The sequence below is a fragment of the Paraplanobispora takensis genome (assembly GCF_016863195.1).
Lineage (GTDB): Bacteria > Actinomycetota > Actinomycetes > Streptosporangiales > Streptosporangiaceae > Planobispora > Planobispora takensis.
On record NZ_BOOK01000045.1, the window covers coordinates 13,194 to 37,501 of the forward strand.

The window sequence follows — 24,308 nt, forward strand, 5'->3', positions numbered from 1 at the left end:
CCGGCCGCCCCCGCGGGGGCGGCCGGGTCACCTTCCGCAGGGGCCGGTCACCTCTTCTTCGAGGCGAGGGCGAAGCCTCCCCGGTCGAGGGAGAGCAGTTCGGGGGCGGCGACGGCCTCGTCGATCACCTTGGTGGAGTCGTTGGTCAGCGAGGTGACGACGTAGGTCCTGCCGTCGGCGGAGCGGGCGAGGAAGGCCATGCTCAGGACGCCCGCCTCCGAGCCGCCCTTGGCCCAGACGAGCGGCCACTTCCCGCTGTCGAGTCCGAGTCCGAGGTCGTTGGCGGACATGACCTCGTGCAGCGTCCTGCTCTTCATCGACAGCAGCCCGGCGAAGGCCTGGCAGACGTCGCGCGGCGAGCCGAACCACTCGATCGTGTGGATCTCCCGGGGCGTGGTCCACGGCTCGAGGCCCTCGAAGGACTGCTCGGCGACCGTGTTCCTCAGATAGGCGCGCTTGCCGGCGGTGCCGAGGGAGAGGTACTTGCGGGCCTGCTCCGGATAGTTCACCGCCTTGAGCAGGGCCCACTCGCGCGTGGTGAGGAAGGGGGTGTTCCGCTCGACGTCGCCCGACCACTGGCGGACCTTGGCCTCGACGGCCCTGCGGCCGACCGTGTGGATGAGGATGTCGGTGGCGGTGTTGTCGCTGATGGAGATCATCAGCTTGGCGGCCTCGCGGACCGTCACGGTGCTGTTGTCCGGGCGCTCGTGCAGCCCGCCGTCACCCGGAGTGCCCGGGACCTTCCACTCGGGCTTGACCGTGAGCTTGTCGTCCCAGCGCAGCCTCCCGTCGCGGACCTTCTCGGCCACCGCGCCCAGCACGTAGACCTTGAAGATCGAGCCCAGCGGCTGCGCCTTGTCGGCGGCCACGCCGTGGACGGTCTTGCACCGGCCCCGGGAGCCGACCTCCGCGGCGAGGAAGCCGGTCTCGGGGGCGACCTTGCGCAGCCGGGCGTCGAGCTCGGCCCAGCTCCCCGGAGCCGGCGGCTCGGGCGGGAGCACCCCGATCTGGTTGATCTTCCCGTTCCCGTCCACGGCGATGCGGATCACGAATTCCTGCCCGCCGAGCCTCCCCGTACCGGCCAGGGCGGTGGGCGTGACCTGGGTCAGCTTCTCCAGGGTCAGGCCCTTCGCCTGGGCCAGGAAGTCGTTGAAGCCGGCGACGGTCAGCTGCTTGAGATAGTCGGCGTTGACGTGCCCGGCCAGCTCGCTCTCCGCGAGCGGCGCCCGGTTCGGCGCGTCGAGGAACCAGCGCAGCTGCCTGCCCGCCGGGCTGTCGGGGATCTCCGGTGCGGCGACGACGGCCCGGGCCGGGGGCGCGGCCGCCGCGTGCCCCGCGGCGGCGAGAGTCGTCACGGGGACGGTCGCGGCGACGAGGGCGAGGGCCAGAAGGCGGGTCGGTCGGGAGGGCAGTCGCATGTGCGGCTCCTTGTCGGTCTCGATGTCGTGGTCTCGCGGTGTCGCCGGCCCTCCGGGGCCGGTCCGGCGGGTTCCGGGTTCCGGATGGCTCCCGTCATCCGGAGGGGGACCGGAGCCCGCGAGGACCGGTCGGTTCCCGGTGACGCGGCGGGCCGGCGGGTTCCGTGAGTCGCGGGGCGGGCGGTGCGCCGATCTCCGCCGCCCCTCTTCGAACCTAGGAACCGCCGGGGCGGCGCGGTACCCGGCGAACCCCCGTCCCGCGGGGTGCGGCAAACTGCACCGGGTGTGCGGACAACCTCATAGACGGCGTGGCCGGTGGCAGGTCACGCTGCGGTCCATGGCATCCACGGCTCCGGTCCGCCCGCTCGCCGTCGTCATGGCCGCGGTGGCCGTCGCGGGGGTGGCGGCCGGAGCGATCATGGAGACGGGCTTCCCCGCCCCCTTCGGCCAGTGGTTGTTCATCCTGGGGTGCACGGCCCTGCCGGCGCTCGGCCTGCTCGTCGCGCTCAGGCGCCCGGACAACGTCTACGGCTGGCTGCTGCTGGTCACCGCCGACTGCCTGGGGCTGGGGGCGCTCGGCGTCGGGATCCTGCTGAGGGTGTCCGCCGACCAGCGGGCGATGACGATCCTCGGGGTCCTCCTGGCCTCGCTGTTCGTCGTCTTCTACGGCCTGAGCTGGATCTTCGTGCCGCTGTTCTTCCCCGACGGGCGGTTGCCCTCGCGCGGGTGGCGGGTGGGGGCGTGGATCGCCGTGGCGGCGATGGCCGTCCACTGGCTGGGCCTCCTGCTGGGCCACAACAGGCTTTACGGGATCTTCCCCACCGGCAACCCACTGGGGCTGGAGGGGGAGGCGGGGCTGTACGCCACCGCGCTCATGACCACCGGGGGGCAGGCGGCGGTCATGCTGACGGCCCTGACGGTGCTGGTCTCCCTCGTCCGGCGGTGGCTGCGGGGGAGCCCGGACGAGCGGCGCCCGTTGCGGTGGGTGATCGCAGGACTGGTGGCGACCCTGAGCGGGTTCGTCCTGATGGAGGTGTTCGGCGGCGGCGGCCAGGAGACGGCCCTCTACGTCAGTCTCCTGCTCGTCATGGCCGCGCTGCCCGCGGCGATCGCGGCGGCGGTCGTCCGGCACAACCTCCTCGACATCCGGGTGGGGATCAGGGGCTCGCGCTTCTTCCTGGTGTTCGACCTGCGGCCGACGGTCGACGAGCTGCTGACGGAGCTGGGGCCCGAGCTGGAGGAGGCCGACCCCGCCGAGCAGCTCGGGCGGCTGGCGCGGGCCGTACGGGCCGGGCTGGAGATCCGGTGGGCGGCGGTCGTGCTCCCCGACGGCACGCGGCTGGTCGCGGGGGAGGAGAGCGGGCAGGCGGTGCTCACCGTGCCGGCCGGGCTGGGGCACATCGCCTGCGGTCCCAAGACCGCCGGGCGGTTCACCGCCGAGGACCGGCGCCAGCTCGGCGCGCTGGCCGTACCGGTCGGGCTGGCGATCCAGAGCGCGGCGCTGGCGGCCCGGCTGGTCGACGCGGGGGAGGCCGAGCGGCGGCGGATCGAGCGCAACATCCACGACGGGGCGCAGCAGCAGCTCGTCGCGCTCATGGCGGGCCTGGAGCTGGCCAGGGCGACCGGGGGCACGCCGGAGACCCTGGCGCTGCTGCGGGAGCAGGCCCGTCAGACCCTCGCCGACCTCCGCGAGCTGGCGGCGGGCATCCACCCGTCCGTGCTGAGCCAGGGCGGACTGGCCGAGGCGATCGAGGAGCGCTGCTCGCGGCTGCCGGTGACCACCACGGTGACGGCCGATCCCGGACTGCGCACGCGGCGCTTCCCCGACCAGGTCGAGGGCGCCCTGTACTTCACGGTGAGCGAGGCGCTGGCCAACGCGCTCAAGCACGCCTCGGCCTCCCGGATCGAGGTACGGCTGGCGCACACCGCCGGGCGGCTGCAGGCCACGGTGAAGGACGACGGGAAGGGCTTCGACCCGGCGGCGACCGGCCGCCGGGGGCTGGGCCCGCTGGCCGACCGGCTCAGCGCCCTCGGCGGCGGCCTGGACTTGTCGAGCGCGCCGGGGGAGGGCACCCGGCTGCGGGCCTGGGTGCCCGCTCCGGGCTGAGCGTCCGATGCGGGGGCGGCGCCTCAGCCGAACACGGCGGGCGGCGGGACGGGGACGACGACCGGGTCGCCGTCGTTCAGCGGCGGGGCCCCGGCGACGAACCTGCTCAGGTCCTCGCCGTGCAGGCAGCGGGCCTGGGTGAGGCCACCGGCGGCCTTGCGGGTCAGTCCGGCCAGGGGCAGCTCGGCGCGGGAGGCGGCGACGATGAGGTTGCCGAACCGGCGGCCGCGCAGCACGCCGGGCTCGGCGAGCAGCGCCAGGTGGCGGAAGGTGCCGCCGATCGTGGCCAGGACCCGGCGGGCGAAGACGAGGCCCTTGCCGTCGGCGATGTTGACCAGCAGGGTCCCCGCCGGGCGCAGGACGCGGGCCACGTCGCCCATGTACTCGCCGGTGGCCAGGTCGATCGGCATGGTGGCGCCGCTGAAGGCGTCCAGCACGAACAGGTCGGCGGAGGAGTCGTGGAGCCCGGCGGTGGCGCTGCGGCCGTCGGCGATCCGCACCTTGAGGCGGGGCACCGACTTCAGCCGGAGGTGGTCGCGCACGAGCTGGACCAGGTCGCCGTCCGGCTCGGCGACGATCTGCCGTGAGCCGGGGCGGGTCGCCGCCACGTAGCGGGGCAGGGTGCAGGCGCAGCCCCCGATGTGCACGGCGTCCAGCGGGCCCTCGGTCATCAGGTCGATCACATCGGCCATCAGCCGGACGTACTCGAAGTCGAGGTAGGTGGGATCCTCCAGGTCGACGTAGGACTGGGGCACGCCGTCCTTCGAGATCACCCAGCCGGAGGGCCGGTCGAGGTCCCGCAGCAGATCGACCTCGCCGAAGCTCACCGGGTAACAGCCCGGCATCGGCTCTCGCGGTTCCCGCCTGACCATCCCTTTGGTCCTCTTTCCTTTGATATACACCGGGTGGACACCCCTGGGAGAAACCGTATGCGCCGCCGGCCCCTCCTCGTGCTCGTCATCGTCTTTCTGACGATCGTCGGGGGAAGCGTCTACGCGCTGACCAGGCCCACGCCGTCCGGGGGCAAGCCCGCCGCCGGGGCCGAGGAGACGGCCAGGGCCTATTTGACGGCCTGGGAGGAGAGCGACCTGGCCACGATGAACAGGCTGGTGTCCGGCGCCCCGGACGACTTCATCGAGCGGCACCGTACCTTCAGCCAGGACCTGGGGATCGAGTCGCTGACCATCACCCCGGGGCGGATCAGCTTCCAGGGCGGGCAGGCGGCCGAGATGCCGTTCGACGGGGTCAGGGAGGTGGAGGGCCTCGGCGAGTGGCCGTTCTCCTCGACGCTGAAGCTGGCCGTCAAGGACGGCCGGTGGAAGGTGCTGTGGAGCCCGGAGACGCTCCACCCGGCCCTCAAGGACGGGGGACGGCTGCGGATCAGCGAGATCTCCGGGGAGGAGGCCAGCCTGGTCACCCGGTCGGGGGAGCCGTTCCCGCACGACAACGGGGCCGAGGCGTACCTGCAGACGCTCGGGGCGGAGCTGGAGGGCCGGACCTCGGAGGGCGGCTACGCCCTGGAGGCCGTCACGCCCGCCGGGGAGGTCGAGCGGCTCCTGACGGACGAGCCGGAGAAGGGGGAGGAGGTCCGCACCACCTTCTCCCGCCCGGTCCAGGCGGCGGCGGCCCGGGCGCTGGACGGGGTGGAGGGCCCCGCCGCGATCGTCGCGGTCCAGTCGGGCACCGGGGAGGTCCTGGCGATCGCCGACCGGCTGGGCGGGCAGAACGCCTTCCTCGGCCTGTACCCGCCGGGCTCGACGTTCAAGGTGGTCACCGCCGAGGCCCTGCTCTCCGCCGGGCTGGCCCCGGACTCCCCGGTGGCCTGCCCGGCGACCTACTCGCCCCCCGGAGGGCGGCCGTTCCGCAACGCCGGCGACTACGCCGCGCCCGGCCCCGTGACGCTGACCGAGGCCTTCGCGGTCTCCTGCAACACCGCCTTCATCGAGCAGGCCGTCCAGCTGCTGCCGGACGGCGGCCTGGTGGGGGCAGCCGAGCTGCTCGGATTCAACAAGCCGCTCAAGGTCCCCGCGGTGAACTGCCAGATCAAGGCGCACTCCACCGACGACGAGCTGGCCTCCGACGCCATCGGTCAGAACTCGGTGCTGGCCAGCCCGTTGTGCATGGCGCTGGTCGCCGCCGCGGTGGAGAGCGGGACCTGGCACCAGCCCCTCATGATGGAGCGCGCGGCGGAGGAGGGGGACGCCGTCGAGCTGCCCCGCGACGTGGCGCAGGGGCTGCGCGCCATGATGCGGGCGGTGGTGACGGACGGCACCGCCTCGGAGATCCCCCTGCCGGAGGGTACGGCGGGCAAGACGGGCACCGCCGAGGCCGGCGGAGGCCGGGAGCACGCCTGGTTCGTCGGCTACCGCAACGGCGTCGCCTTCGCCGTGCTCGTGGAGAACGGCGGCAGCGGCGCGCAGTCCGCCCTGCCGGTGGCCGCGCGTTTCCTGCGCGCGCTGTAGGGCAGACGGCCTTCCGCCGATCCCAGGTCGCGGCGGGAAAAGGGCCGGACGTTGTAGGGAAAATCACAACTTACGGTTACGTAACTTACGCTACCGTAGGTTCATGGCCCCGATCGTTGCTGAGAAGATGTCGCTGCCGGAGTCGATCAAGCCGCGTCTGCGCGGCTGGCTGCACGCCGGAGCGCTGCCTGTCACGCTCATCGCCGGATTCGTCCTGGTCGCCCTGGGACCCACCCTGCAGGCGCGGCTCGCGTCGGTGGTCTACGCGATCACATCCGGCCTGCTCTTCGGCATCTCGGCCACCTACCACCGCGGCACGCTCTCGCCGCGGGTGGAGGAGGTGCTGCGCCGGCTCGACCACGCCAACATCTATCTGATCATCGCGGGCACCTACACCCCCTTCGCGCTGCTGGCGCTGGACGGCGCGGCCCGCGTGGTGGTCCTGTCCGTGATCTGGGCGGGGGCGATCGCCGGGGTGCTGTTCCGGGTGCTGTGGACCCGCGCGCCCCGCTGGCTGTCCACCGCTCTGTACATCGCCCTGGGCTGGACGGCCGTGTTCGTGCTGCCGCAGCTGATGGAGGGCGCGGGCGTGGCCGCGGTGGTGCTGGTCATCGTGGGCGGCGTGCTGTACACCGCAGGCGGGATCGTGTACGGCCTGCGCCGCCCGGATCCCTCGCCCCGCTGGTTCGGCTTCCACGAGGTCTTCCACGCCTTCACCCTCGCCGCCTACCTGGTGCAGTACGTCGCGGTGTCCCTGGTGGTCTACGGGGCGGCGTAGGGTGCCCACCATGACGAGCATCGCTGATCTGGCGACCGAGCAGTACGTCTCGGTGACCACCTTCCGCAAGGACGGCACCGGCGTCCCCACCCCGGTCTGGGCGGCGCCGGACGGCGCGGGCCTGGTGATCTGGACGCCGGCCTCCGCCTGGAAGGTCAGACGGATCAGGAACAACCCCGAGGTCACCCTCAAGGCCTGCGACCTGCGCGGCAACACGCGGGGCGAGGAGGTCAAGGGACGGGCGGAGATCCTGTCCGCCGAGGAGACCGAGCGGGCGCGCGGCCTGCTGCGCAGGAAGTACGGCCTGCAGGGCCGGCTGGTCATCCTCGGCAGCAAGATCCGCCGGGGGAGCGCCGGCACCGTCGGGATCCGCATCACCCCCGCCGGCTGAACGCACCCCCGGGCCGGGCGTGTGAGGTCCCCGGCCCGGCGGTGGCGTGGACGCCCGGATCGTCCGCCGTGTGAGCGTCCGGATCGTCCGCCGCGTGGACGCCCGGATCGTTCGTCGCTTCAGCTCGCGGCGAGGCCGAGGCGGCGGGCGGCGAGCTCGGCGTAGAGGGCGGCGCCGTCCGGGAGCACGGCGTCGTCGAAGCGCGCCTCCGGGGCGTGGTTGTAGGCGGCCTTGCCCGGGTCGAGGTCCGACGGGCACGCGCCGAGCGCCACGAACGCCGAGGGGACCTCGTTGCACACCAGGGAGAAGTCCTCCGCCCCGGTGAACGGCTGCGGCGCCGTGACGAACCGCTCCGCGCCGTAGACCTCCCTGACGGTCGCCCCGACGAAGTCGGCCTCGGCCCCGTCGTTGACGGTGACCGGGTAGCTCATCGGGAAGGAGGTCTCCACCTCGAGCCCGTGGGCCGCCGCGACGCCCTCGACCACGGTGACCGCCCGCTCCCGGACGCGCTCGTGGGAGGCGGCGGAGAACGACCGGATCGTGACCTCGAACCGGGCCTCCTCCGGGATCACGTTGTCGGTCGTCCCGGCGTGGAAGCTGCCGACGGTGACGACCACCGGGTCGAACACGTCGAAGCCGCGCGTCACCATGGTCTGCAGAGCGAGGACCATCTCGCACGCGGCCGGGATCGGGTCCTTGGCGCGGTGCGGGGCCGAGCCGTGCCCTCCCGCGCCGCGCACGGTGACGATGAGGGTGTCGGCGGCGGCCATCATCGGCCCGCCTCTCGTGATGAACATGCCCTGCGGGAGCACCGAGCTGATCACGTGCAGGGCGTAGGCCGCGACCGGGCGCTCGCCCGCCGCGTCCAGCACGCCCTCCTCGATCATGAACTTCGCACCGAGGTGGCCCTCCTCGCCGGGCTGGAACATGAAGATCACGTTCCCGGCGAGCCGGTCGCGCCGGGCGGCCAGCAGGTGGGCCGCCCCGGCGAGCATGGTGGTGTGCAGGTCGTGGCCGCAGGCGTGCATCCGGCCCTCAAGCGTGGAGGTGACCTCCGCGTCGCCGCGCTCGGAGACGGGCAGGGCGTCCATGTCGCCGCGGAGCAGCACGGTCGGGCCGGGCAGCGTGCCCCGCAGCACCGCGGTCACCGAGCTCAGCCGTTCGCCGAGCCGTACCTCCAGCGGCAGTCCCGACAGCGCTGCCAGCACCTTCTCCTGGGTCCTGGGCAGGTCGAGGCCGAGCTCGGGCTCCCGGTGGAGGGCGTGACGCAGGCGGGCCAGTTCGTCGCGCATGTCGGCGGCGGATTCGCGGAAGGACACCGGGCACTCCTCTGAGGTTCCGTACGTGGACGCTCTGACCGCACCCTAGCCGCGTTCGGGTGATTTGTGGCCTTCGTCGCAAACCCTCGACGGAAGACCGGCGGGAGGTCGTCCGGCGGCCGGACTTCCAGGCCATTGAAATGTGAAGAATCTCCACTCAGAATGCTGTTCGAGCGTAATGTCTTCAGGTAGACGCACCGAAGACGGGGAATCATCTTTCCAGCTCACAGTGGAGGGGATATGGACGTTCACGGCCGCCTCGCCCGTCACCTGCTGGTCGACGGCTACCGACTCGTTCTGGACCTGGAACGCAGCCGGGGTTCCCGGCTCGTCGACGCTCGCACCGGCCGTGAATACCTGGACTTCTACACCTTCTTCGCCTCCGCGCCGCTCGGCGTGAACCCGTTCGACGACGATCCGGAGTTCCTGGCCCTGCTCGGCAGGATCGCCGCGAACAAGCCCGCCAACTCCGACCTCTACACCGGGCACCTGGCCGACTTCGCCGAGACCTTCACCCGCGTGCTCGGCGACCCGGAGATGCCCCACCTGTTCTTCGTCGAGGGCGGCGCCCTCGCCGTGGAGAACGCGCTGAAGTGCGCCTTCGACTGGAAGAGCCGGCACAACGAGGCCAACGGGCGCTCCGCGGAGCTCGGCACGAAGGTGCTCCATCTGACCCGGGCCTTCCACGGCCGCAGCGGCTACACCCTCTCGCTGACGAACACCGACCCGGTCAAGACCGATCGCTTCCCCAAGTTCGACTGGCCCCGCATCGAGGTGCCCGCCGTCCACTTCGGGGACGTCGAGGCCGCCGAGGAGCGCGCCCTGGCGCAGGCGCGGGCCGCCTTCGCGCGCCACCCGCACGACATCGCCTGCTTCATCGCCGAGCCGATCCAGGGCGAGGGCGGCGACAACCACATGCGCGCCGAGTTCCTGCAGGCCATGCAGGACCTCTGCCACGAGCACGACGCGCTGTTCGTACTGGACGAGGTCCAGACCGGGGGCGGGGCCACCGGCACCCCGTGGGCCTACCAGCAGCTCGGCCTGCGGCCCGACGTGGTCGCCTTCGCCAAGAAGGTCCAGGTCGGCGGGGTGATGGCGGGCCGCAGGGTGGACCTGGTGCCGGACAACGTCTTCCGGGTCAGCGGCCGGATCAACTCGACCTGGGGCGGCGGGCTGGTCGACATGGTCCGCTCCCGCCGGATGCTGGAGATCATCGAGCGCGACGGCCTGATCCCGCGGGCGGCCGAGCTGGGGGAGGAACTGCTCACCGGGCTGCGGAAGACGCAGGCGAGCCTGCCCGAGCTGGTGGCCAACGTCCGGGGCCGCGGCCTGATGTGCGCCTTCGACCTCCCGTCGCCGGCCGACCGCGACGAGCTGGTGACCAGGCTCAGGGAGGAGGAGGGCGTGCTGGTGCTGGCGTGCGGTGAAAGGTCGGTACGGCTGCGCCCGGCGCTCTCGGTGACGTCGGAGGAGATCGGCGAGGGCGTCTCCGCCATCGCCGGGACCCTGACCGGGTGGGATCTGCGGATGTCGGCGTAGGCCCCCGGATCCGTCACACCGCCGTCCGCCGTCGCCGCCCGGTGGCGCCCTGAGGCGTCACCGGGGGTCAGAGGGGGTCGTCGCGGGTGGCCCGCTGCCACAGGCCGATGGCGGTCACCCGCGAGTCCACGCCCAGCTTGGCGTAGATCCGGTTCACATGGTTCTTGACGGTCTTCTCACTGAGGAACAGGTGCTGGGCGATCTGCCCGTTGGAGTGACCGTTCGCGATCAGCTCCATGACTTCGGTCTCGCGCCTGCTCAAGCCCGTCACGACTTTGGGTTCGGCGTTGAACCCGGCATCGTCGACTCTCATCCGGCCTCCGTGGCAGCAACACGGTCAGGTCGCCGAGGCCCCCGGTCTTACGGCGTAGCGATAGCAGCGAGCATAACCCGCAATATCCATTTTTGGTGGACAAGTCGAAACTGGGGAGAAAACACGACGACGCCGTGAGTGCCCGGACAAATCCGATCTTCGTGGAGATCCGGGCGACCTATGGCGATCCCCGGCCAGGCGCATAACGCTTACCTGTGAAGCGTGTTGCGATTTATGCCACTCATATCCTGTTTGTGGAACGCTCCGGCCAGGGCGAATGCCAACGATCAGGTGAGGGGTCAGATGCTATCGGGCAACGGTGGATCGGCGTGGCGGCGATCCGGTCGGACGGCCGTCTCGGCCGCGGGAGTCGTCGCGGTGGCGCTGACCCTGGCGAGTTGCTCGTCCGGCGGCTCCGAGGACCGGGCGGTCCCCGCGGGGCAGCCGTCCACCGCGTCGTCGTCGCCGCCGGCGAGCGCGGCCACGGACATCGCGAAGCCGCCGGCGGTGGAGGCCGGATGGCCCCGGTGGGGGTTCACCCACACGGGGGTCAGCGCCAACAACATCACCCCGCGGTTCGAGCAGACCGTCGCCGACCGGCTCTCCCGGACCCCGATGCTGCAGAACCAGCACATCATGGGGTTCGGGGCGCTCAACCCCCAGCCCTATCCGAAGGAGTTCTACTGGGAGGACCTCGACAGCCGGACCAACCTCATGAAGGAGTCCGGCGGCAAGCAGATCATCACGCTCTGCTGCGCCCCCGACTGGATGAAGGGCGGTCCCGAGGGGCCGACCGAGGATTCGGCCTGGGACGAGCACCTGGAGGACGCCCCCTACCCCCGGCACTTCGACGACTTCGCCAAGCTGTCGGCGGCCGTCGCCGAGAAGTACCGCGACGTCGAGTACTTCATGGTCTGGAACGAGTTCAAGGGCTTCTGGAAGGACCACTCCAAGCCCGCGGACTACAAGGGCTACACCGAGATGTACAACAAGGTCTACGACGCGGTGAAGGCCGTCCGGCCCGACGCCAAGATCGGCGGGCCCTACCTCGGCTTCGACAGCAACAAGACCGGCAAGTCCGAGCTGCGGGGCCCGTGGGGCGTGGTCAACCAGAACGCCCTGGACGCCTTCGAGTACTGGTACGCCAACAAGAAGGGCGCCGACTTCATCGTGGTCGACGGCGCCTCGCTGACCGACGCCCACGAGATGCTGCCCGACGAGTTCGGGGCGCTGGGCAAGTTCAGCGCGGTCACCTCCTGGCTGCGCGAGCGGACCGACGACATGCCGATCTGGTGGTCGGAGTGGTACTTCGTGCCCGAGGACGGCACCACCTGGCCCGAGCCCAAGCGGCTGGCCGTCCAGGCCGCCTCGATGATGGAGTTCGCCAAGAGCGGCGCCGCCACAGCGCTGTACTGGAACCCGCAGGCCAAGGAGGGCGCCTGCCAGGGCTGCATGTGGGACCCGAAGACCGGCGCCGAGCTCCCGACCGGCCGGCTGGTGAGCGACTTCGCCACGTGGTTCCCCGCCGACGTCCGGCTGGAGGAGGTCGCCTCCGCCGACCCCGCCGTCCGGGTGCTGGCCCAGCCCGAGCGGATGGTGATGGTCAACACGACCGGCGGGAAGGTCACCACGACCGTGGACGGCGACGAGGTCGCCCTCGGCCCCTACGAGATCAAGTGGAGCGACCGCTAGCACCTGCCCGACGTGGGCCGGCGGTCCCGGCGGGCCGCGGTCACAGCCTCGGGGCCCGGCTGCGGATCATCGACATCAGCAGCCCGTGGGTCTCGGCGTCGGCGGCGACCACGAGCCCGCGGCCCGCCCGCCCGATCGGGGCACCGTCGATCCCGGTGACCACACAGCCGGCGGCCCGGCACAGGGCGATGCCGGCGGCGAAGTGCACGCTCCCGGACAGGTCACCGCCATCGGTGACGTACGCGGCGCGTCTGCCGGCCGCGACCCAGGCCAGCGCCAACGTCGTGGACACCACCCGCGGCCGGAACCGCTCGACGAACCCGGCGTGGGCCAGCAGGTCCACGGCCCGGAATCCGGGCGCGCCCGGGAACGGCGGGTCCAGGTTGACCTCCACCAACCGGGTGGCGGAAGTGGGCGCCAGCTGCGCGTCGACCCCGTCGTGCCGTACCCGGGCGGACTCACCGTCGGTGAAGAAGACCTCGCCGCCGAACGGGTCGGCCACCGCCGCCGCCCCGTCGCGCAGCGCCACGTTGACCGCGACCAGCATGCTGCCGGCGGCGTAGTTCAGCGTGCCGCACAGGGGATCCACCAGCCACCGGCGCACGGCGCCGGCCGCGCCCCGCCGCCCGCCCTCCTCGCCGAGCACCGCGTCGTCGGGCCGGGCGGCACGGAGGATGCCGAGGATCGTCTTCTCGGCCTCCACATCGGCGGTCGTGGCGAAGTCCCCGGCGCCCTTGTCGATGCGGGCGAGCCGCCGGCCGTACATGTCGCGCACCACGTCCGCGCCGGCGCGCGCCGCGGCTATCGCGACCTCGGCGTCGTCGGGGCTCACGTTCGAGTCGATCACGCCGTGCAGAGTACCGGGGCGAACCCGACCCCCTCCGCACCCGGCCCCGGGAGCGGCCTCTAGTGGCCGCCGCCGGCCAGGTTGAGGCCGACGACGCCGGCGAGGATGAGGACGACCGAGGCCACCTTGACGGGGGACACGTCCTCCCCGAGCGCGATCATGCCCAGCGTGGCGGTGCCGACGGCGCCGATGCCGGTCCAGACGGCGTAGGCCGTGCCGACGTCGAGGCTCTTGAGGGCGAGGGCCAGGAGACCGAAGCTGAGCAGGGCGCTGACGGCGAAGCCCAGGCTCGGCAGCGGCGCGGAGAACCCGTCGCTGAGCTTGAGCGAGTAGGCCATGGCGACCTCGAACAGACCCGCGGTGATGAGCATGAGCCAGGCCATGACGGCTCCCTTCCTTCAAGGAGCGTCGTCTTTGCAGGCCGGGTACGGCGCGTCTCGTCCGGGCGGGTCCCGGATCGGGCCCGCATCGGCGACAACGGGGACGGAGGCGTGCGCATTCCCGGGCGCTCTTCTCCCGCGCTCTTCTCCCGCGGTCCTCTCCCGCGGTCCTCTCCCGCGGTCCTCTCCCGCGGTGACACGGTTCCGCGGTGACACGGTTCCGCGGTGACACGGTCGTACAACGCAGAGGGCCCGATCACCGGAGTGATCGGGCCCTCTGACGTGGTGCTCCATCTAGGGTGAGCGAGGGGACTTGAACCCCCGGCATCCAGGACCACAACCTGGCGCTCTGCCAACTGAGCTACGCCCACCATGTTCGCCGCGACGGTGTCCGCCGCAGCAGCACATGAAAAGTGTAGCGGTGTTTGGGAGTCCTCACGCACTCCATTTATCCGGTCAGCCCTGGTTGGCGGAGACGCTCTCGGCGAGCTCGCGGGCGGTGGCGGAGTCGGGGCCGGGCTGGGGCACGAAGACCGCCGCGCGGTAGTAACGCAGCTCGCGGATGCTCTCGGTGATGTCGGCCAGCGCCCGGTGCCCGCCCTGCTTCTCCGGGGAGGCGAAGTAGACCCGGGGATACCAGCGCCGGGCCAGTTCCTTCACCGAGGAGACGTCGATCATCCGATAGTGCAGGAAGGCGTCGACCAGAGGCATGTCGCGGGAGATGAACGACCTGTCGGTGGCGATGGAGTTCCCGCAGAGCGGGGCCTTCTTGGGCTCCGGCACGTGGCTCTTGATGTAGTCGAGAACCAGGGCCTCGGCCTCGGCCAGGGTGACGCCGCCGCCCAGCGCGCTCAGCAGGCCGGAGGCGGTGTGCATCTCCCGCACCACGTCCGACATCTGCTCCAGCGCCTCCGGCGGGGGCTTGATGACCACGTCCACCCCCTCGTCCAGCCGGTTGAGCTCACCGTCGGTCACCACGCAGGCCACCTCGATGAGGGCGTCACGTCCGAGGTCGAGCCCCGTCATCTCACAGTCGATCCAGACCAGGAGGTCACTCATAGCTTTCAGAGTAATGCCCCCCGTCACGAGAGCTTCAGTGACTTCAGCACGCGGCTGGTCACCGAGAAGTCGAGATTGTCCGGGATGGACATGTACAGCACCGCCGGGCGCTTGCCCGCACCCCGGTCCACCAGGACGAAGGTGACCCGCTCCTTCTTCCACTTCCACCCGTAGGCCTCACTCGACCGGGAGAAGTCGAAGTCGAGCGTGAACTGCCATGCGGGCTTGCCGCTGACCTCGATGGCCTTGTTCTCGACGACCTTGCGCAGATGCTGCGGCTTGTAGAAGACCGGCTCGAAGGCGTGCAGCAGCGTCGCCGCCGTGGCCTTCATGCTCTGGACGCCGTCGTAGCTGTAGGCGTCCGGCAGCTCCCCGGTGTAGACGTTGCCGAGCCAGTTGCCGCCCTTGCCGTCGTAGTTCTCGTGGGAGGTCGTCACGATTCCGCTGGTCCAGGTGAACCCGAGCTGGTCGGGCCCGCTGAGCGGCGGGACCTGCCACCTGTCGTCGGGGTACTCGTAGGACAGCCCGGTGGTGGAGTCCGAGACGCGTCCCGCCTCCGGCTGGGGCAGCTCGGTGGCCGGCGGAGACTGGGCCGGCTCGGTCGGCGTCGGAGTGGAGCTCGGCGTCGGGTCCGGGGTGGGCTGCTGCTGCGAGGCCGTGGGCGCGGACGTGGGGCTGCTCACGTTCCGCGTGCGGTCCGGGTTGAACACGAACATGGCGGCGACCACGATCCCGACGACCAGGACGACCGCTCCGGTGCCGCCCAGGATCCACGGCAGCGGGCTCTTCTTGGCCGGCTGCTGCGGGCCGGGGAAGGCGCCCTGCGGGCCGGGGAAGGCGCCCTGGGGGCCGTACCCGGGGGACGGCATCTGCGCCGTGTCACCGGGGGCGCCGCCCCACGAGGGCTGCTGCAGCTGGGCCGTACCGCCACCCTGCGGGGGAATCGGAGGATACTGCGGGCCGGTGCCCTGCGGGGGCAGGGGGGCGTGCTGGGGGCCGGTGCCCTGCGGGGGCGCCGGAGAGTACTGCGGGCCGGTGCCCTGCGGGGGCGCCGGAGAGTACTGGGGACCGGTGCCCTGCGGGCCCGCGGGAGGGGACGACGGGCCGGTCTGCGGGCCGGGCGCGGCGGCCTGACCGGCCGGTGCGTCGGTCTGATGGGTGGCGTCGGTCCACTGGCTACCGTCCCACCATCGCAAATGGGGAGAACCGTAGGGATCGGGATACCACCCTGCGGGGGTCTGCGTGGTCATGGGCGCCAGAGTAGTAAGAACCGGAATGTGCTGCATTCCGGACCTTCTATGACGTTCATGAACATCTGTAGGTGAAGGTCGCCTTGTCCTCGATCGACGCACCCTCGGGAACCGGTGAGAGCAGCCGGAGCGTGGCCGTCCCCTTGAAGCTCCCCTCGCCCTTGACGGTCCAGGAGAGGCTCACCTCATGGGAGGTCTTCCCGGCCTCCACCGTGTCGGTCTGGTCGATCGGCGCCTTGCGGTCGCTGCGTTTCCACTGGTAGCGGATCTCGCCGGCCTCGCCGTTGGTGGTGAGCACGCCCCGGATCTTGACCGTCGAGTTGCAGCCCTGCGTCTTCTTCGGTGTGATCACATCCACCTTCGCCACCGCCAGAGGCTGCGACGCCCCCCGCAGCAGCCAGGCGACCAGGGCCGCCACGACCAGCAGGGCCACCGCCACCGCGGACAGCGCCGTACGGCGGCGCTGCGCGGCGGCCGCCCGGGGCGCCCGGGGCGTCCGGGCCGTCTGCAGCCGCTCGGCGGGCAGCATGGTCTCCTGCTGGTGGCGGCCCGCGCGCCAGATCTGCTCGGCGGTGGTCTCCAGCGGGACCCCCGGGCCGAACCGCATGACGACGTCGTCGGTGCGGCCGCCGCCGTTCCCGGTACCGATACCGGTGCCAGTACCGGTCCCGGCGCCGGTGGAGCTCTCGCCGTTCCTGGGGACGTGCAGCAGGGTGACGATGTCCCCCTCGTCGGGGACGGCCGGGACCGGGTGCCCGGCCTGGGCGGGGAGCTCGCGGGCGGCCCACCAGTGCAGGGTCTCCACCAGCCTGTCGCGGGTGGGGAACCCCTGCGGCAGCAGGTCGCGCCCGGCGAGCAGGACGTCGCGGGCCGCGGCGAGACCGCGGGTGGAGGCCGTGGCCGCCGCCCGTTCGAACAGTTCGGCGGAGCGGGGAGTGTCCGCGGCCCAGGTGGCGGCCAGGCCGAGGGCGAGCGAGGCCCAGGCCGTGACGTCGCGCTCCGGCGCCGCAGGACGCCCGTTCAGGGCGTCGGCCAGCCCGCGCTCGGAGAGCAGGGCCGTCCCGCTGGGAGCGATCACCACGGTGCCGGGATGCAGCGCCCCGTGGGCGAGCCCGGCGGCGTGCACCGCCAGCAGGGTCTGCGCGGTCTCGGCCAGGATGACGGCCGCGCTGCCCGCGTCGGGCCGGGGCGCACCGGGCGTCTCGGCGAGCAGGTCGGTCAGGGTCGGGCTGACCGGCTCGGCGGTGAGCAGCCAGAGCTCGTGCTGCGCGGCGATCAGGTCGGCGACCGGGACCAGCCCGGTCAGCCCCGCCTGGGCCAGTCTGCGGTCGGCGACCACGGCCGCGACCAGTTCCTCACGCGTCGCCGGATGGGCCACCATCCGCGGGTCGAACCTCAGCACGCTCGCGGGCCTGCCGTCGGCCGAGACCGCCGCCGCCCACGTGCCCAGTTCGCCGATCCATGTCCGGCCGGTCAGCCGGAAGCCGCCGATCTCCCCCCGATCGGTGTTCATCGCCCTGCTCGCCCCGTCATCCAGATCGTCCTGTCATCTGTCACCGCCTGCGGCACCGTACCGCCGTCCGGCGGCTCACCGTCAGTGTGAACGGAACCGCGCCGCCCGTCACCCGCCCGGCGACGACCGGCACCGGGGGAACGGCCGGGAGACCGATCCCGTCCTCTCACCGCGGAGTCTCGGTGGGAGTGTCGCTCGGGGTGGCCGTCGCGGTGGGGGTCGCCGTGGTGGGCCTGGTGGTGGGCCGGGTGGGCCTGACGGTGGGCGCGGCCGTCGTCCGCGTGGGCGTCGGGGTCGGCGTGGGGGCGGTCGTCCTGGTGGGGGGCGCGTCCGGCTGGCCCACGTCGGAGCTCTCCTCGGAGGTGGGCGAGGGGGACGGCTTCTTCGTCGGCGCCTTCGTCGGTGCCCTGGTGGGCGCCTTGGTCGTCGGCTTCTTGGTGGGCTTGGCGGTCGGGGTCTCGGGGGCGGCCGTCGCCGGCGGAGGAGCGGCCGTGCCGGTGGGGGCGGCGGTCGGCGTCGGGTCGGGCTCCGGGGTCTCCTCCGCCGGATCCTCCGCGGGTTCCTCGGTCTCCTCGACCGGGACGATCGACTCCTCGGGGGAGGAGGGTTCCGGGGTCGGGGAGCTGGCCGCGCTCTGCGTCTGGATCGCGGGGGTGTCGTCGGAGCCGACCAGCACGATGGTCACCCCGGCGATCACCGCGACGCACGCGGCGCCGACCAGGAGCTTGGTGCTCAGCCTGCCGAGCAGGGACCTGAAGCCGCCCTCGCCGAGGTCGGTCTCCGCGAGCGAGGTGTCGGTCTCCGGCGCCTTCTCCTCCAGCGGGAACAGCGCCGCCAGCAGCCCGGCGAGCGCGGCCAGCCGGCGGCGGCCGCGCTCCTGCCAGTCGGGGCCGTAGGCTTCGGCGGCCACCGCCTCCAGCTCGGAGAGGAACGCGGCGGCGGTCGGCGGCCGGTCGGCCGGGTGCTTGGCCAGTCCCCGCTCCACCAGGCCCTGCAGCGCCGGCGGGACCTCCTCGACGGGCGGCGGCATCACCTGGTGCTGGCGGGCCAGCGCGGGCACGCTCTGCGCGCGGAAGGGACGGGTGCCGGTCAGGCACTCGAAGAACACGACGGTGGCGGCGTAGACGTCGGTGGACGGCCCGGCGGAGGAGCCCGTCCACTGCTCGGGGGCCATGTACGGCGGCGTGCCGGCCGGGGCGTCCCCGTCGCCGGCGCGCACCGCGATGCCGAAGTCGACCAGCCTGCTCGTGCCGTCGGCCTCGACCATCACGTTCTCGGGCTTGAAGTCGCGGTGCACGACTCCGGCCTTGTGGGCGGCGGCCAGGCCCATGAGCGAGCCCCTGAGCACCAGCAGCGCGGCCTCGGGGCCGGTCGGGCCCTCTGAGCGCAGGAGGGCGCGCAGGGCGACGCCGTTCACCAGCTCCATGATGATGGCGGCGCCCTCGCCGGTCTCCACGTAGTCGTACAGCCGTACGGCGTGCCGGTCGTTCAGGCTGTGCAGGACCCTGGCCTCGTGCCGGAAGCGGGCCACGAAGCTGACGTCGCTCCGGAGCTCCTCGGACAGATACTTGATCGCGACCAGGATGCCATTGGCATCGTGCCGCGCCATCACCACGCGGCCGGCGGCGCCGGCGCCCAGCTCGCGAATCTCCGTGTAACCGGGGACCCGCCAGGCTGATGGCATGCCGTGCATAACGGTCTCCTCCGTAGCCTGGGCCCCCACCCGTAACAGACGGACCGTATTTTAGCCATAAGATCATAAATCCCGCTGATAAATCATGAATCGCCCTCAGGGCGAGGGTGCTCGGAGATCACCCCGTCTGCTCGGACTCGGGAGCCTCACCCGAGGGCCGGCTCGTCTTCGTGGACGACCCTTCTCCCTCTCCCGGCCCGTCCGGCGTCTTCTGCGGCACCTTGCTCGGTGTCTTCTGAGGTGTCTTCTCCGGTGTCTTCTGGGGCTTCTCGCCGGGCGGGTCGGCGGTGGGCGTCGCGGACGGCTTCGGGCAGGCGGGGATCCTGCCGCTGACCCGGTCCGCCCTGCCCGGGGGCAGCCCGGTCGCGGTCACGCTCCACATGGAGCCGCAGGCGGCCTTCGGGAAGGAGAACCGGACCGTCCGGAGGTAGGAGGTCGCCCCGGTCAGGGGGACGACCCGCTGCCGGGTCGCCTGGCCCACCCGGAAGACGACGCGCAGGCGCACCGCCCGGGTGTCGGCGGAGTTCACCGTGACCGAGACGACGGCCGCGCCCCCCGCGGTGACGTTGGCCCGCACCACGTTCACCCGCCGCACCTCCGGCCGCGGCGTGGGAGTCGGCGTGCGCGTCCGGGTGGGTGTCGCCGTCGGGGTGCGGGTGCGCGTCGGGGTGACCGTCGGGGTGGCGGTCCGTGTGGCCGTCGGGGTGCGGGTCGGCGTGGATGTGGCTGTCTGGGTGGCCGTCGGCGTGCGGGTCGGGGTGCGGGTCGGGGTCACCGTGCGCGTGGGCGTGGTGGTGGCCGGCCCCGACGACGTGCTCGCCGTGGAGGTGGAGGTGGAGGTCGCGGTGGAGGTGGCCGTTCCCGCCGGAGAGGTCCCCGGCGCGGTGGCGGTCGGCTCGGTGAGCCCGCCCGCCCCGGGCGGACTCCCGACCGGCCCCGGTGGCTCCGCGGAAGGCGGCTCCGCGCCGGAGGAGGTCTGCGGGGAGTCCGGGGAGGAGGAGCGGACCGGCGGGGTGGGGAACGCCGGGATCGGGGTGGAGGGCGGCGCGGCGGCGGCGATGTCGATCCGCTGCGGCGCCGGGGGCCGGTCCGCGGCCAGCGCGTAGTAGCTCGCGCCGACGGCGAGGACCGCCAGGCCGGTGGCGCCGGCCACCACGCCGGTGGCCTTGGTGCGCGCCGCGTCGAGCACGGTGCGGAACAGGGTGCTGCCGCCCTCCGGCTGCGGCGGACCGCCGCGGAACAGCAGCGGCAGCAGCAGCGCCAGCGCGGCCAGCCGGCGCCGTCCCCGCTCCTCCCAGTCCTCGCCGTACCCCGCCGCCGCGGCGGCCTCCAGCTCGGCCACGAAACGGGCGGCGCCGGACGGGCGGTCGTAGGGATCCTTGGCCAGCCCGCGGGCGACCAGCCCCCGGACCGGTTCGGGGACCTCGTCGATGGGGATGGGGGCGCTGCGGTGCTGGTGCATCAGCACCACCCGCTCGGTCGCCCGGTACGGCCGGTAGCCGGTCAGGCACTCGAAGAAGACCGTCGTGGCGGCGTACACGTCCGTGGCGGGGGAGGCCGGGGCGCCCGCCCACTGCTCGGGCGCCATGTACGGCGGCGTGCCCGCGGGCCGGTCGGCGTCGCCGACGCGGACGGCGATGCCGAAGTCGACCAGCTTGCTCGTGCCGTCCGCCTGGACGAGCACGTTCTCGGGCTTGTAGTCGCGGTGCACCACGCCGACCCGGTGGGCGGCGGCCAGGCCGGTGAGCGAGCCCTTGAGCACGACGAGGGCGGCCTCCGGCCCGGTGGCGCCGTGCTCGCGCAGCAGCTCGCGCAGGGAGACCGAGTGGACGGCCTCCATCACGATGGCGGCGTTGCCCGACTGCTCGACGTACTCGTAGAGCCGCGCCACGTTCGGGTCGACGAGCTCCACCAGGAGCCTGGCCTCGGCCCGGAACCTGGTCAGGAAGTCCGGCTCGTCCCTGAGCGACTCGGCCAGGTACTTGACGGCCACCTGCACGCCCGACGCGTCGTGGCGGGCGAGCACCACCCGGCCGCCGCCGCCCACGCCGAGCTCGCTCAACTCGGTGTATCCCGGCGCGATCCATCCACTGGCCGTCATCGCGCCCTCCACTGCTCGGGTGCGCGTTCTCCTACGAGGGTCCTCCTATGAGACGTGTGTTTCCGCTGACCGGTTTGCGCGAGCCGCCTTACCTAATGGTTATGGTTCGCGACGCGATGTGCGGGGGAACCTCCACGTCTCCGGCCATCGCGGGGTCCGGCTCGGGATCGCCCCACGTCGTGCGCAGCGGCAGCACCCCGGCCCAGATCGGCAGCGCGTAGTCCTCCTCGTCGTCGACCGGCGGGCCCTGCCGCACCTTCACCGACGCCTCCTCCAGGGAGAGGGCGAGAACGGCCGTGGCGGCGAGTTCCTTCCTGGTCGGCGGGCGGGTGGCGGCCCACTGCCCGGGGGCGAGCTGCTCGGTGATCGCGCGCAGCCCGGCCAGGTGCTCCTCGGGGTCGTCCACGAGGCGCGGGACGCCGTAGATCATGGCGGAGCGGTAGTTGACCGAGTGGTGGAAGACCGAGCGGGCCAGCACGATGCCGTCCAGATGGGTGACGGTGACGCAGACCTCGCCGCCGGAGCGGCCGGCGCGCAGGGAGGCGGCCCCGGTGGAGCCGTGGATGTAGAGGGTGTCGCCGATGCGGCCGTATCCGGTGGGCACGACCATCGGGGCGCCGCCGGCCACGACGCCCAGGTGGCAGATCAGGCCGGCGTCCAGCACGGCGTACAGGTCGTCGCGGTCGGTCCTGGCCCGCTGCCTGCCGCGGTTGAGGGTGGTACGGGAAGTCGTGGAGAGCATGCCCCTAACCTAGGAAGAAGTGGACATGGGAAACACGTCCACTTCACGGAGCTTCCGGGAGACCACTTTGCCGCGCCCGCTCGTCGACCTGCCCGTCTCGGTGGACCGGGGCCTCGCGGTCCCGCTGTCGGCCCAGCTCTGCGACGAGCTCCGCGCCGCCATGCGCGACGGCGCGCTCAAACCGGGCGAGCGCCTGCCCTCCACCCGGGCCCTGGCCGGTCAGCTCGCCGTCAGCCGGACCGTCGTCACCGAGGCCTACCAGCAGCTCTACGCCGAGGGCTGGCTGGAGGGCCGGCACGGCTCCGGCACCTACGTGGCCGACCTGCTGACCCCGGTACGGCCCGGCGCCGGACCGCCCTCCGCCGGCCGGTACGGCGCGGCGTCCGCGGAGCCCGCCATCCGGCTCCCCGCGCCCGTCCTGGCCCCCTCCGGCAGGCTCCGGCACGGCCGGACGGACGGGCGGCGCACGCCTGCGGCGCCGTACGACGGTGAGACAGGGGGAACCGGGGAGGCCGGGGAGCTCGTCGACCTGCGGCCGGGGCGGCCGTGGGTGCGCGACTACGACCGCGCCGCCTGGCGCAGGGCGTGGCGCGGCGCGGCGGACCTGCCGCCGGGGGACGACCCCGATCCCTGCGGCCTCCCCCGGCTGCGTGAGGCGCTGGCCGGGCACCTGCGCAGGACCAGGGGCATCCTGGTCGGCCCGGAGAACATCATGGTCACGCGCGGGACCGGCAACGGCCTCGACCTCGTCGCGGCCACCCTGCTGCGCCCGGGCGACCGGGCCGGGGTGGAGGAACCGGGCTACCGGGTGGCCAGGAACGTCTTCGCGGCCCGGGGCGCCGAGATCGCGCCCTGCCCGGTGGACGCCGACGGCGTCGTCGTGGACGGGCTCCCCGGCGATCTGCGGGTCCTGTACACCACCCCCGCCCACCAGTACCCCCTCGGCGGGCGCCTGCCGATGCCCCGGCGCGAGCGCCTGCTGGCCTGGGCCCGCCGTACCGGGGCGCTGGTCGTGGAGGACGACTACGACGCCGAGTTCCGTTACGACGTCGCCCCGCTGCCCGCGCTGTACGGCCTGGACCCGCGGCGGGTGGTGCTGCTCGGCACGCTGTCCAAGACCCTGTCCCCGGACGTCGGCGTGGGCTGGATCGTGGCCGCCCCCGAACTGCTCGACGCCGTGGCCCTGACCCGCGACGCGCTGGCCGACCGGACCGCCGGCCCGGTCCAGCAGGCGGTGGCCGTGCTCCTGGAGAGGGGCGACCTGGAGCGGCACCTGCGCCGCATGCGGCTGGAGTACGCCCGGCGGCGGGCCGCGATCGTGGAGATCCTCGGCCCCCGAGTGATGGGCGACACCGCGGGCCTGCACGTCATGGTGGAGCTGCCCGGACACGCGGTCCGGCCCCTGGTGGAGGCCGCCCGCGAGCGCGGCGTGCTGCTGGAGACCCTCGGCCGCCACCACCACGGGCCGCCGCGCAGGCACGGCCTGGTGATCGGGTACGGCTCGGCCTCGCAGGCTCAGATCAGGCGGGCGGCCGCGGTCATCGCGGAGCTCGCGGAACGGGCGGAGGCGGGGCCGGGGCCAGGGACCTGACCACGGGCAGCGCGCGCCGGGCGTACAGCGGGTCGATCGGGAGCACGTGCCGTCCCCACCAGCGCGCGACCTCCGGCGAGGGGGAGGCCTCGGTGTACTCCGGCAGATAGTCGTCGTAGGGCGGGTCGTAGAGATAGCCGGTCGCCACGCCGTGGCGCTCCAGCTCGGCGATGGCCTCCTCCCGCTCGGCCACCAGCAGCGGGACCCGGAAGAGCGGCTGGTCCAGCTGCCGGCGCACGCCCGCCGCCGCGGTCGGCAGCTCCGCCAGCGTCCGAACCCCGGCGATCCGCCGCTCCCGCTGGCCGGGCAGGGCGCTCAGGCGCCTGGACTGGTACCACCGGGCCAGGGGGCCCCGCCGGGTGCGGTAGTCGTGCAGGTCGGCCCGGACCCAGGAGTCGAAGGCCGGCAGGTCGGGAGCGTGCTTGAGGGCCAGCTTCACGTCGGCCGGCCGCGCGGCGATCCGGTAGCCGTCCCTGGGCTCCTCGATGCCCAGCGTCCGCGCCGTCCGCAGCGCGGGCCTGACCATGTTGAGGCGCAGCGCCATGTGCCTGGCCGTCGAGGTGAACACCGAGTAGGCCTCGTGCAGGAACGTCCCGGGCAGCAGCAGCCGGTCGCGCTCGCGTTCCAGCACCCGCAGGTCCGACTCGCGCTCGACCGCCAGCACCCCGCCGGAGCCGGCCCCCGGATGCTTGGAGAGGCTGTAGACGCCGGCGGCGCCGAAGGTGCCCAGGGGACGGCCGCCGACCGTGGTCTCGATCCCGTGCGCGACGTCCTCGATCAGGGTCTTGCCCGCGAACGCGGCCACCCGGTCGGGCAGGCCGTACAGGTTCGTGGTCAGGACCGCGTCCACCGTGGACAGGTCGACCGCCGCCGTGTCGATGTTGCCGTCGTCCGGGCTGAGCGGGGCGATCACCGGGCGCAGGCCCGCGGCGAGAACCAGGAACAGGATCTCGTCGGCGGAGATCGGCGACATCAGTAACCGCTCGCCGGGCGCACACCAGTGGCGTAAGGCCAGGTAGAGGCCCAGGCGGTTGGACGGCAGGACGAGACAGCGGCGGCCGGTCAGGGCGGCCACCTGTTCTTCGGGGCTCACCCGATCGAACCGGAGGTGGT

At 72.9% G+C, this 24,308-nt stretch carries 20 protein-coding genes, 1 tRNA gene and 1 riboswitch; of the genes, 7 read left to right on the forward strand and 14 right to left on the reverse strand.

Annotation, left to right across the window (positions count from 1 at the left end):
- Positions 1-47: 47 nt before the first annotated feature.
- Positions 48-1,418 (reverse strand): serine hydrolase, encoded by a 1,371-nt coding sequence (locus tag Pta02_RS29390; RefSeq protein ID WP_203878220.1) that lies wholly within the window; start codon positions 1,416-1,418, stop codon positions 48-50.
- Positions 1,419-1,755: 337 nt separating this feature from the next.
- On the opposite strand from Pta02_RS29390, the gene Pta02_RS29395 reads away from it, so the two are divergent.
- Positions 1,756-3,525: a sensor histidine kinase gene (locus tag Pta02_RS29395; protein WP_203878221.1), complete on the forward strand. Its 1,770-nt coding sequence runs from the start codon at positions 1,756-1,758 to the stop codon at positions 3,523-3,525.
- A gap of 23 nt (positions 3,526-3,548) precedes the next feature.
- On the opposite strand, the gene Pta02_RS29400 is transcribed toward Pta02_RS29395, so the two are convergent.
- Positions 3,549-4,397, reverse strand: coding sequence for a spermidine synthase (locus tag Pta02_RS29400; RefSeq protein WP_373872422.1), 849 nt, complete (start codon positions 4,395-4,397; stop codon positions 3,549-3,551).
- Positions 4,398-4,454: 57 nt separating this feature from the next.
- On the opposite strand from Pta02_RS29400, the gene Pta02_RS29405 reads away from it, so the two are divergent.
- The 3 genes from Pta02_RS29405 to Pta02_RS29415 all read left to right on the forward strand — a co-directional run bounded on the left by Pta02_RS29405 (position 4,455) and on the right by Pta02_RS29415 (position 7,156).
- Positions 4,455-5,987, forward strand: a complete 1,533-nt coding sequence (locus Pta02_RS29405) for a penicillin-binding transpeptidase domain-containing protein (RefSeq protein WP_203878222.1) — start codon at positions 4,455-4,457, stop codon at positions 5,985-5,987.
- A gap of 103 nt (positions 5,988-6,090) precedes the next feature.
- Entirely contained in the window at positions 6,091-6,765 is a 675-nt protein-coding gene (gene trhA / locus Pta02_RS29410) for a PAQR family membrane homeostasis protein TrhA (protein ID WP_203878223.1), read from the forward strand.
- A 10-nt stretch (positions 6,766-6,775) separates the two neighbouring features.
- On the forward strand, positions 6,776-7,156 hold the full coding sequence (locus tag Pta02_RS29415) for a PPOX class F420-dependent oxidoreductase (RefSeq protein WP_203878224.1): 381 nt from the start codon (positions 6,776-6,778) through the stop codon (positions 7,154-7,156).
- A 119-nt stretch (positions 7,157-7,275) separates the two neighbouring features.
- On the opposite strand, the gene Pta02_RS29420 is transcribed toward Pta02_RS29415, so the two are convergent.
- On the reverse strand, positions 7,276-8,475 hold the full coding sequence (locus tag Pta02_RS29420; protein ID WP_239131316.1) for a M20 metallopeptidase family protein: 1,200 nt from the start codon (positions 8,473-8,475) through the stop codon (positions 7,276-7,278).
- Between the two features lie 240 nt (positions 8,476-8,715).
- Between Pta02_RS29420 and lat the strand changes: the two genes are divergently transcribed.
- Positions 8,716-10,014, forward strand: coding sequence for an L-lysine 6-transaminase (lat, locus tag Pta02_RS29425; protein ID WP_203878225.1), 1,299 nt, complete (start codon positions 8,716-8,718; stop codon positions 10,012-10,014).
- Between the two features lie 67 nt (positions 10,015-10,081).
- Here lat and Pta02_RS29430 read toward each other — a convergent pair whose 3' ends face one another.
- A complete protein-coding gene (locus Pta02_RS29430; RefSeq protein WP_203878226.1) occupies positions 10,082-10,327 on the reverse strand; it encodes a helix-turn-helix domain-containing protein in 246 nt (81 codons plus the stop codon).
- A gap of 378 nt (positions 10,328-10,705) precedes the next feature.
- Here Pta02_RS29430 and Pta02_RS29435 point away from each other — a divergent pair, with 378 nt between their 5' ends.
- A complete protein-coding gene (locus tag Pta02_RS29435) occupies positions 10,706-12,019 on the forward strand; it encodes a xylan 1,4-beta-xylosidase (protein WP_203878227.1) in 1,314 nt (437 codons plus the stop codon).
- 40 nt (positions 12,020-12,059) lie between these two features.
- Here the strand turns inward: Pta02_RS29435 and Pta02_RS29440 are convergent, their stop codons facing one another.
- The 9 genes from Pta02_RS29440 to Pta02_RS29480 all read right to left on the reverse strand — a co-directional run bounded on the left by Pta02_RS29440 (position 12,060) and on the right by Pta02_RS29480 (position 21,604).
- Positions 12,060-12,866, reverse strand: coding sequence for an inositol monophosphatase family protein (locus Pta02_RS29440; RefSeq protein ID WP_239131317.1), 807 nt, complete (start codon positions 12,864-12,866; stop codon positions 12,060-12,062).
- Between the two features lie 59 nt (positions 12,867-12,925).
- Positions 12,926-13,249, reverse strand: coding sequence for a DMT family transporter (locus Pta02_RS29445; RefSeq protein ID WP_203878228.1), 324 nt, complete (start codon positions 13,247-13,249; stop codon positions 12,926-12,928).
- Positions 13,250-13,268: 19 nt separating this feature from the next.
- A riboswitch (guanidine-III (ykkC-III) riboswitch) is annotated at positions 13,269-13,335 on the reverse strand.
- A gap of 209 nt (positions 13,336-13,544) precedes the next feature.
- A tRNA-His gene (locus Pta02_RS29450) sits at positions 13,545-13,617 on the reverse strand.
- An 85-nt stretch (positions 13,618-13,702) separates the two neighbouring features.
- Positions 13,703-14,305, reverse strand: a complete 603-nt coding sequence (gene orn, locus Pta02_RS29455; protein ID WP_203878229.1) for an oligoribonuclease — start codon at positions 14,303-14,305, stop codon at positions 13,703-13,705.
- Between the two features lie 23 nt (positions 14,306-14,328).
- On the reverse strand, positions 14,329-15,555 hold the full coding sequence (locus tag Pta02_RS29460) for a DUF2510 domain-containing protein (RefSeq protein WP_203878230.1): 1,227 nt from the start codon (positions 15,553-15,555) through the stop codon (positions 14,329-14,331).
- Positions 15,556-15,610: 55 nt separating this feature from the next.
- Positions 15,611-17,068 carry a protein kinase family protein gene (locus tag Pta02_RS29465; RefSeq protein ID WP_203878231.1) on the reverse strand — a complete coding sequence of 486 codons (1,458 nt, stop codon included), beginning with the start codon at positions 17,066-17,068 and terminating at the stop codon, positions 15,611-15,613.
- 166 nt (positions 17,069-17,234) lie between these two features.
- Positions 17,235-18,761 carry a serine/threonine-protein kinase gene (locus Pta02_RS29470; protein WP_239131318.1) on the reverse strand — a complete coding sequence of 509 codons (1,527 nt, stop codon included), beginning with the start codon at positions 18,759-18,761 and terminating at the stop codon, positions 17,235-17,237.
- Between the two features lie 118 nt (positions 18,762-18,879).
- On the reverse strand, positions 18,880-20,862 hold the full coding sequence (locus Pta02_RS29475; RefSeq protein ID WP_203878232.1) for a serine/threonine-protein kinase: 1,983 nt from the start codon (positions 20,860-20,862) through the stop codon (positions 18,880-18,882).
- Between the two features lie 88 nt (positions 20,863-20,950).
- Complete coding sequence (locus tag Pta02_RS29480) at positions 20,951-21,604, reverse strand: pyridoxamine 5'-phosphate oxidase family protein (RefSeq protein WP_203878233.1); 654 nt, start codon at positions 21,602-21,604, stop codon at positions 20,951-20,953.
- 25 nt (positions 21,605-21,629) lie between these two features.
- Between Pta02_RS29480 and pdxR the strand changes: the two genes are divergently transcribed.
- Positions 21,630-23,195, forward strand: coding sequence for a MocR-like pyridoxine biosynthesis transcription factor PdxR (gene pdxR, locus Pta02_RS29485; protein WP_203878234.1), 1,566 nt, complete (start codon positions 21,630-21,632; stop codon positions 23,193-23,195).
- Here pdxR and Pta02_RS29490 read toward each other — a convergent pair.
- Positions 23,143-24,288 carry a DegT/DnrJ/EryC1/StrS family aminotransferase gene (locus tag Pta02_RS29490; RefSeq protein WP_203878235.1) on the reverse strand — a complete coding sequence of 382 codons (1,146 nt, stop codon included), beginning with the start codon at positions 24,286-24,288 and terminating at the stop codon, positions 23,143-23,145. The two genes, pdxR and Pta02_RS29490, sit on opposite strands and share 53 nt — an antisense overlap.
- Positions 24,289-24,308 lie beyond the last annotated feature (20 nt).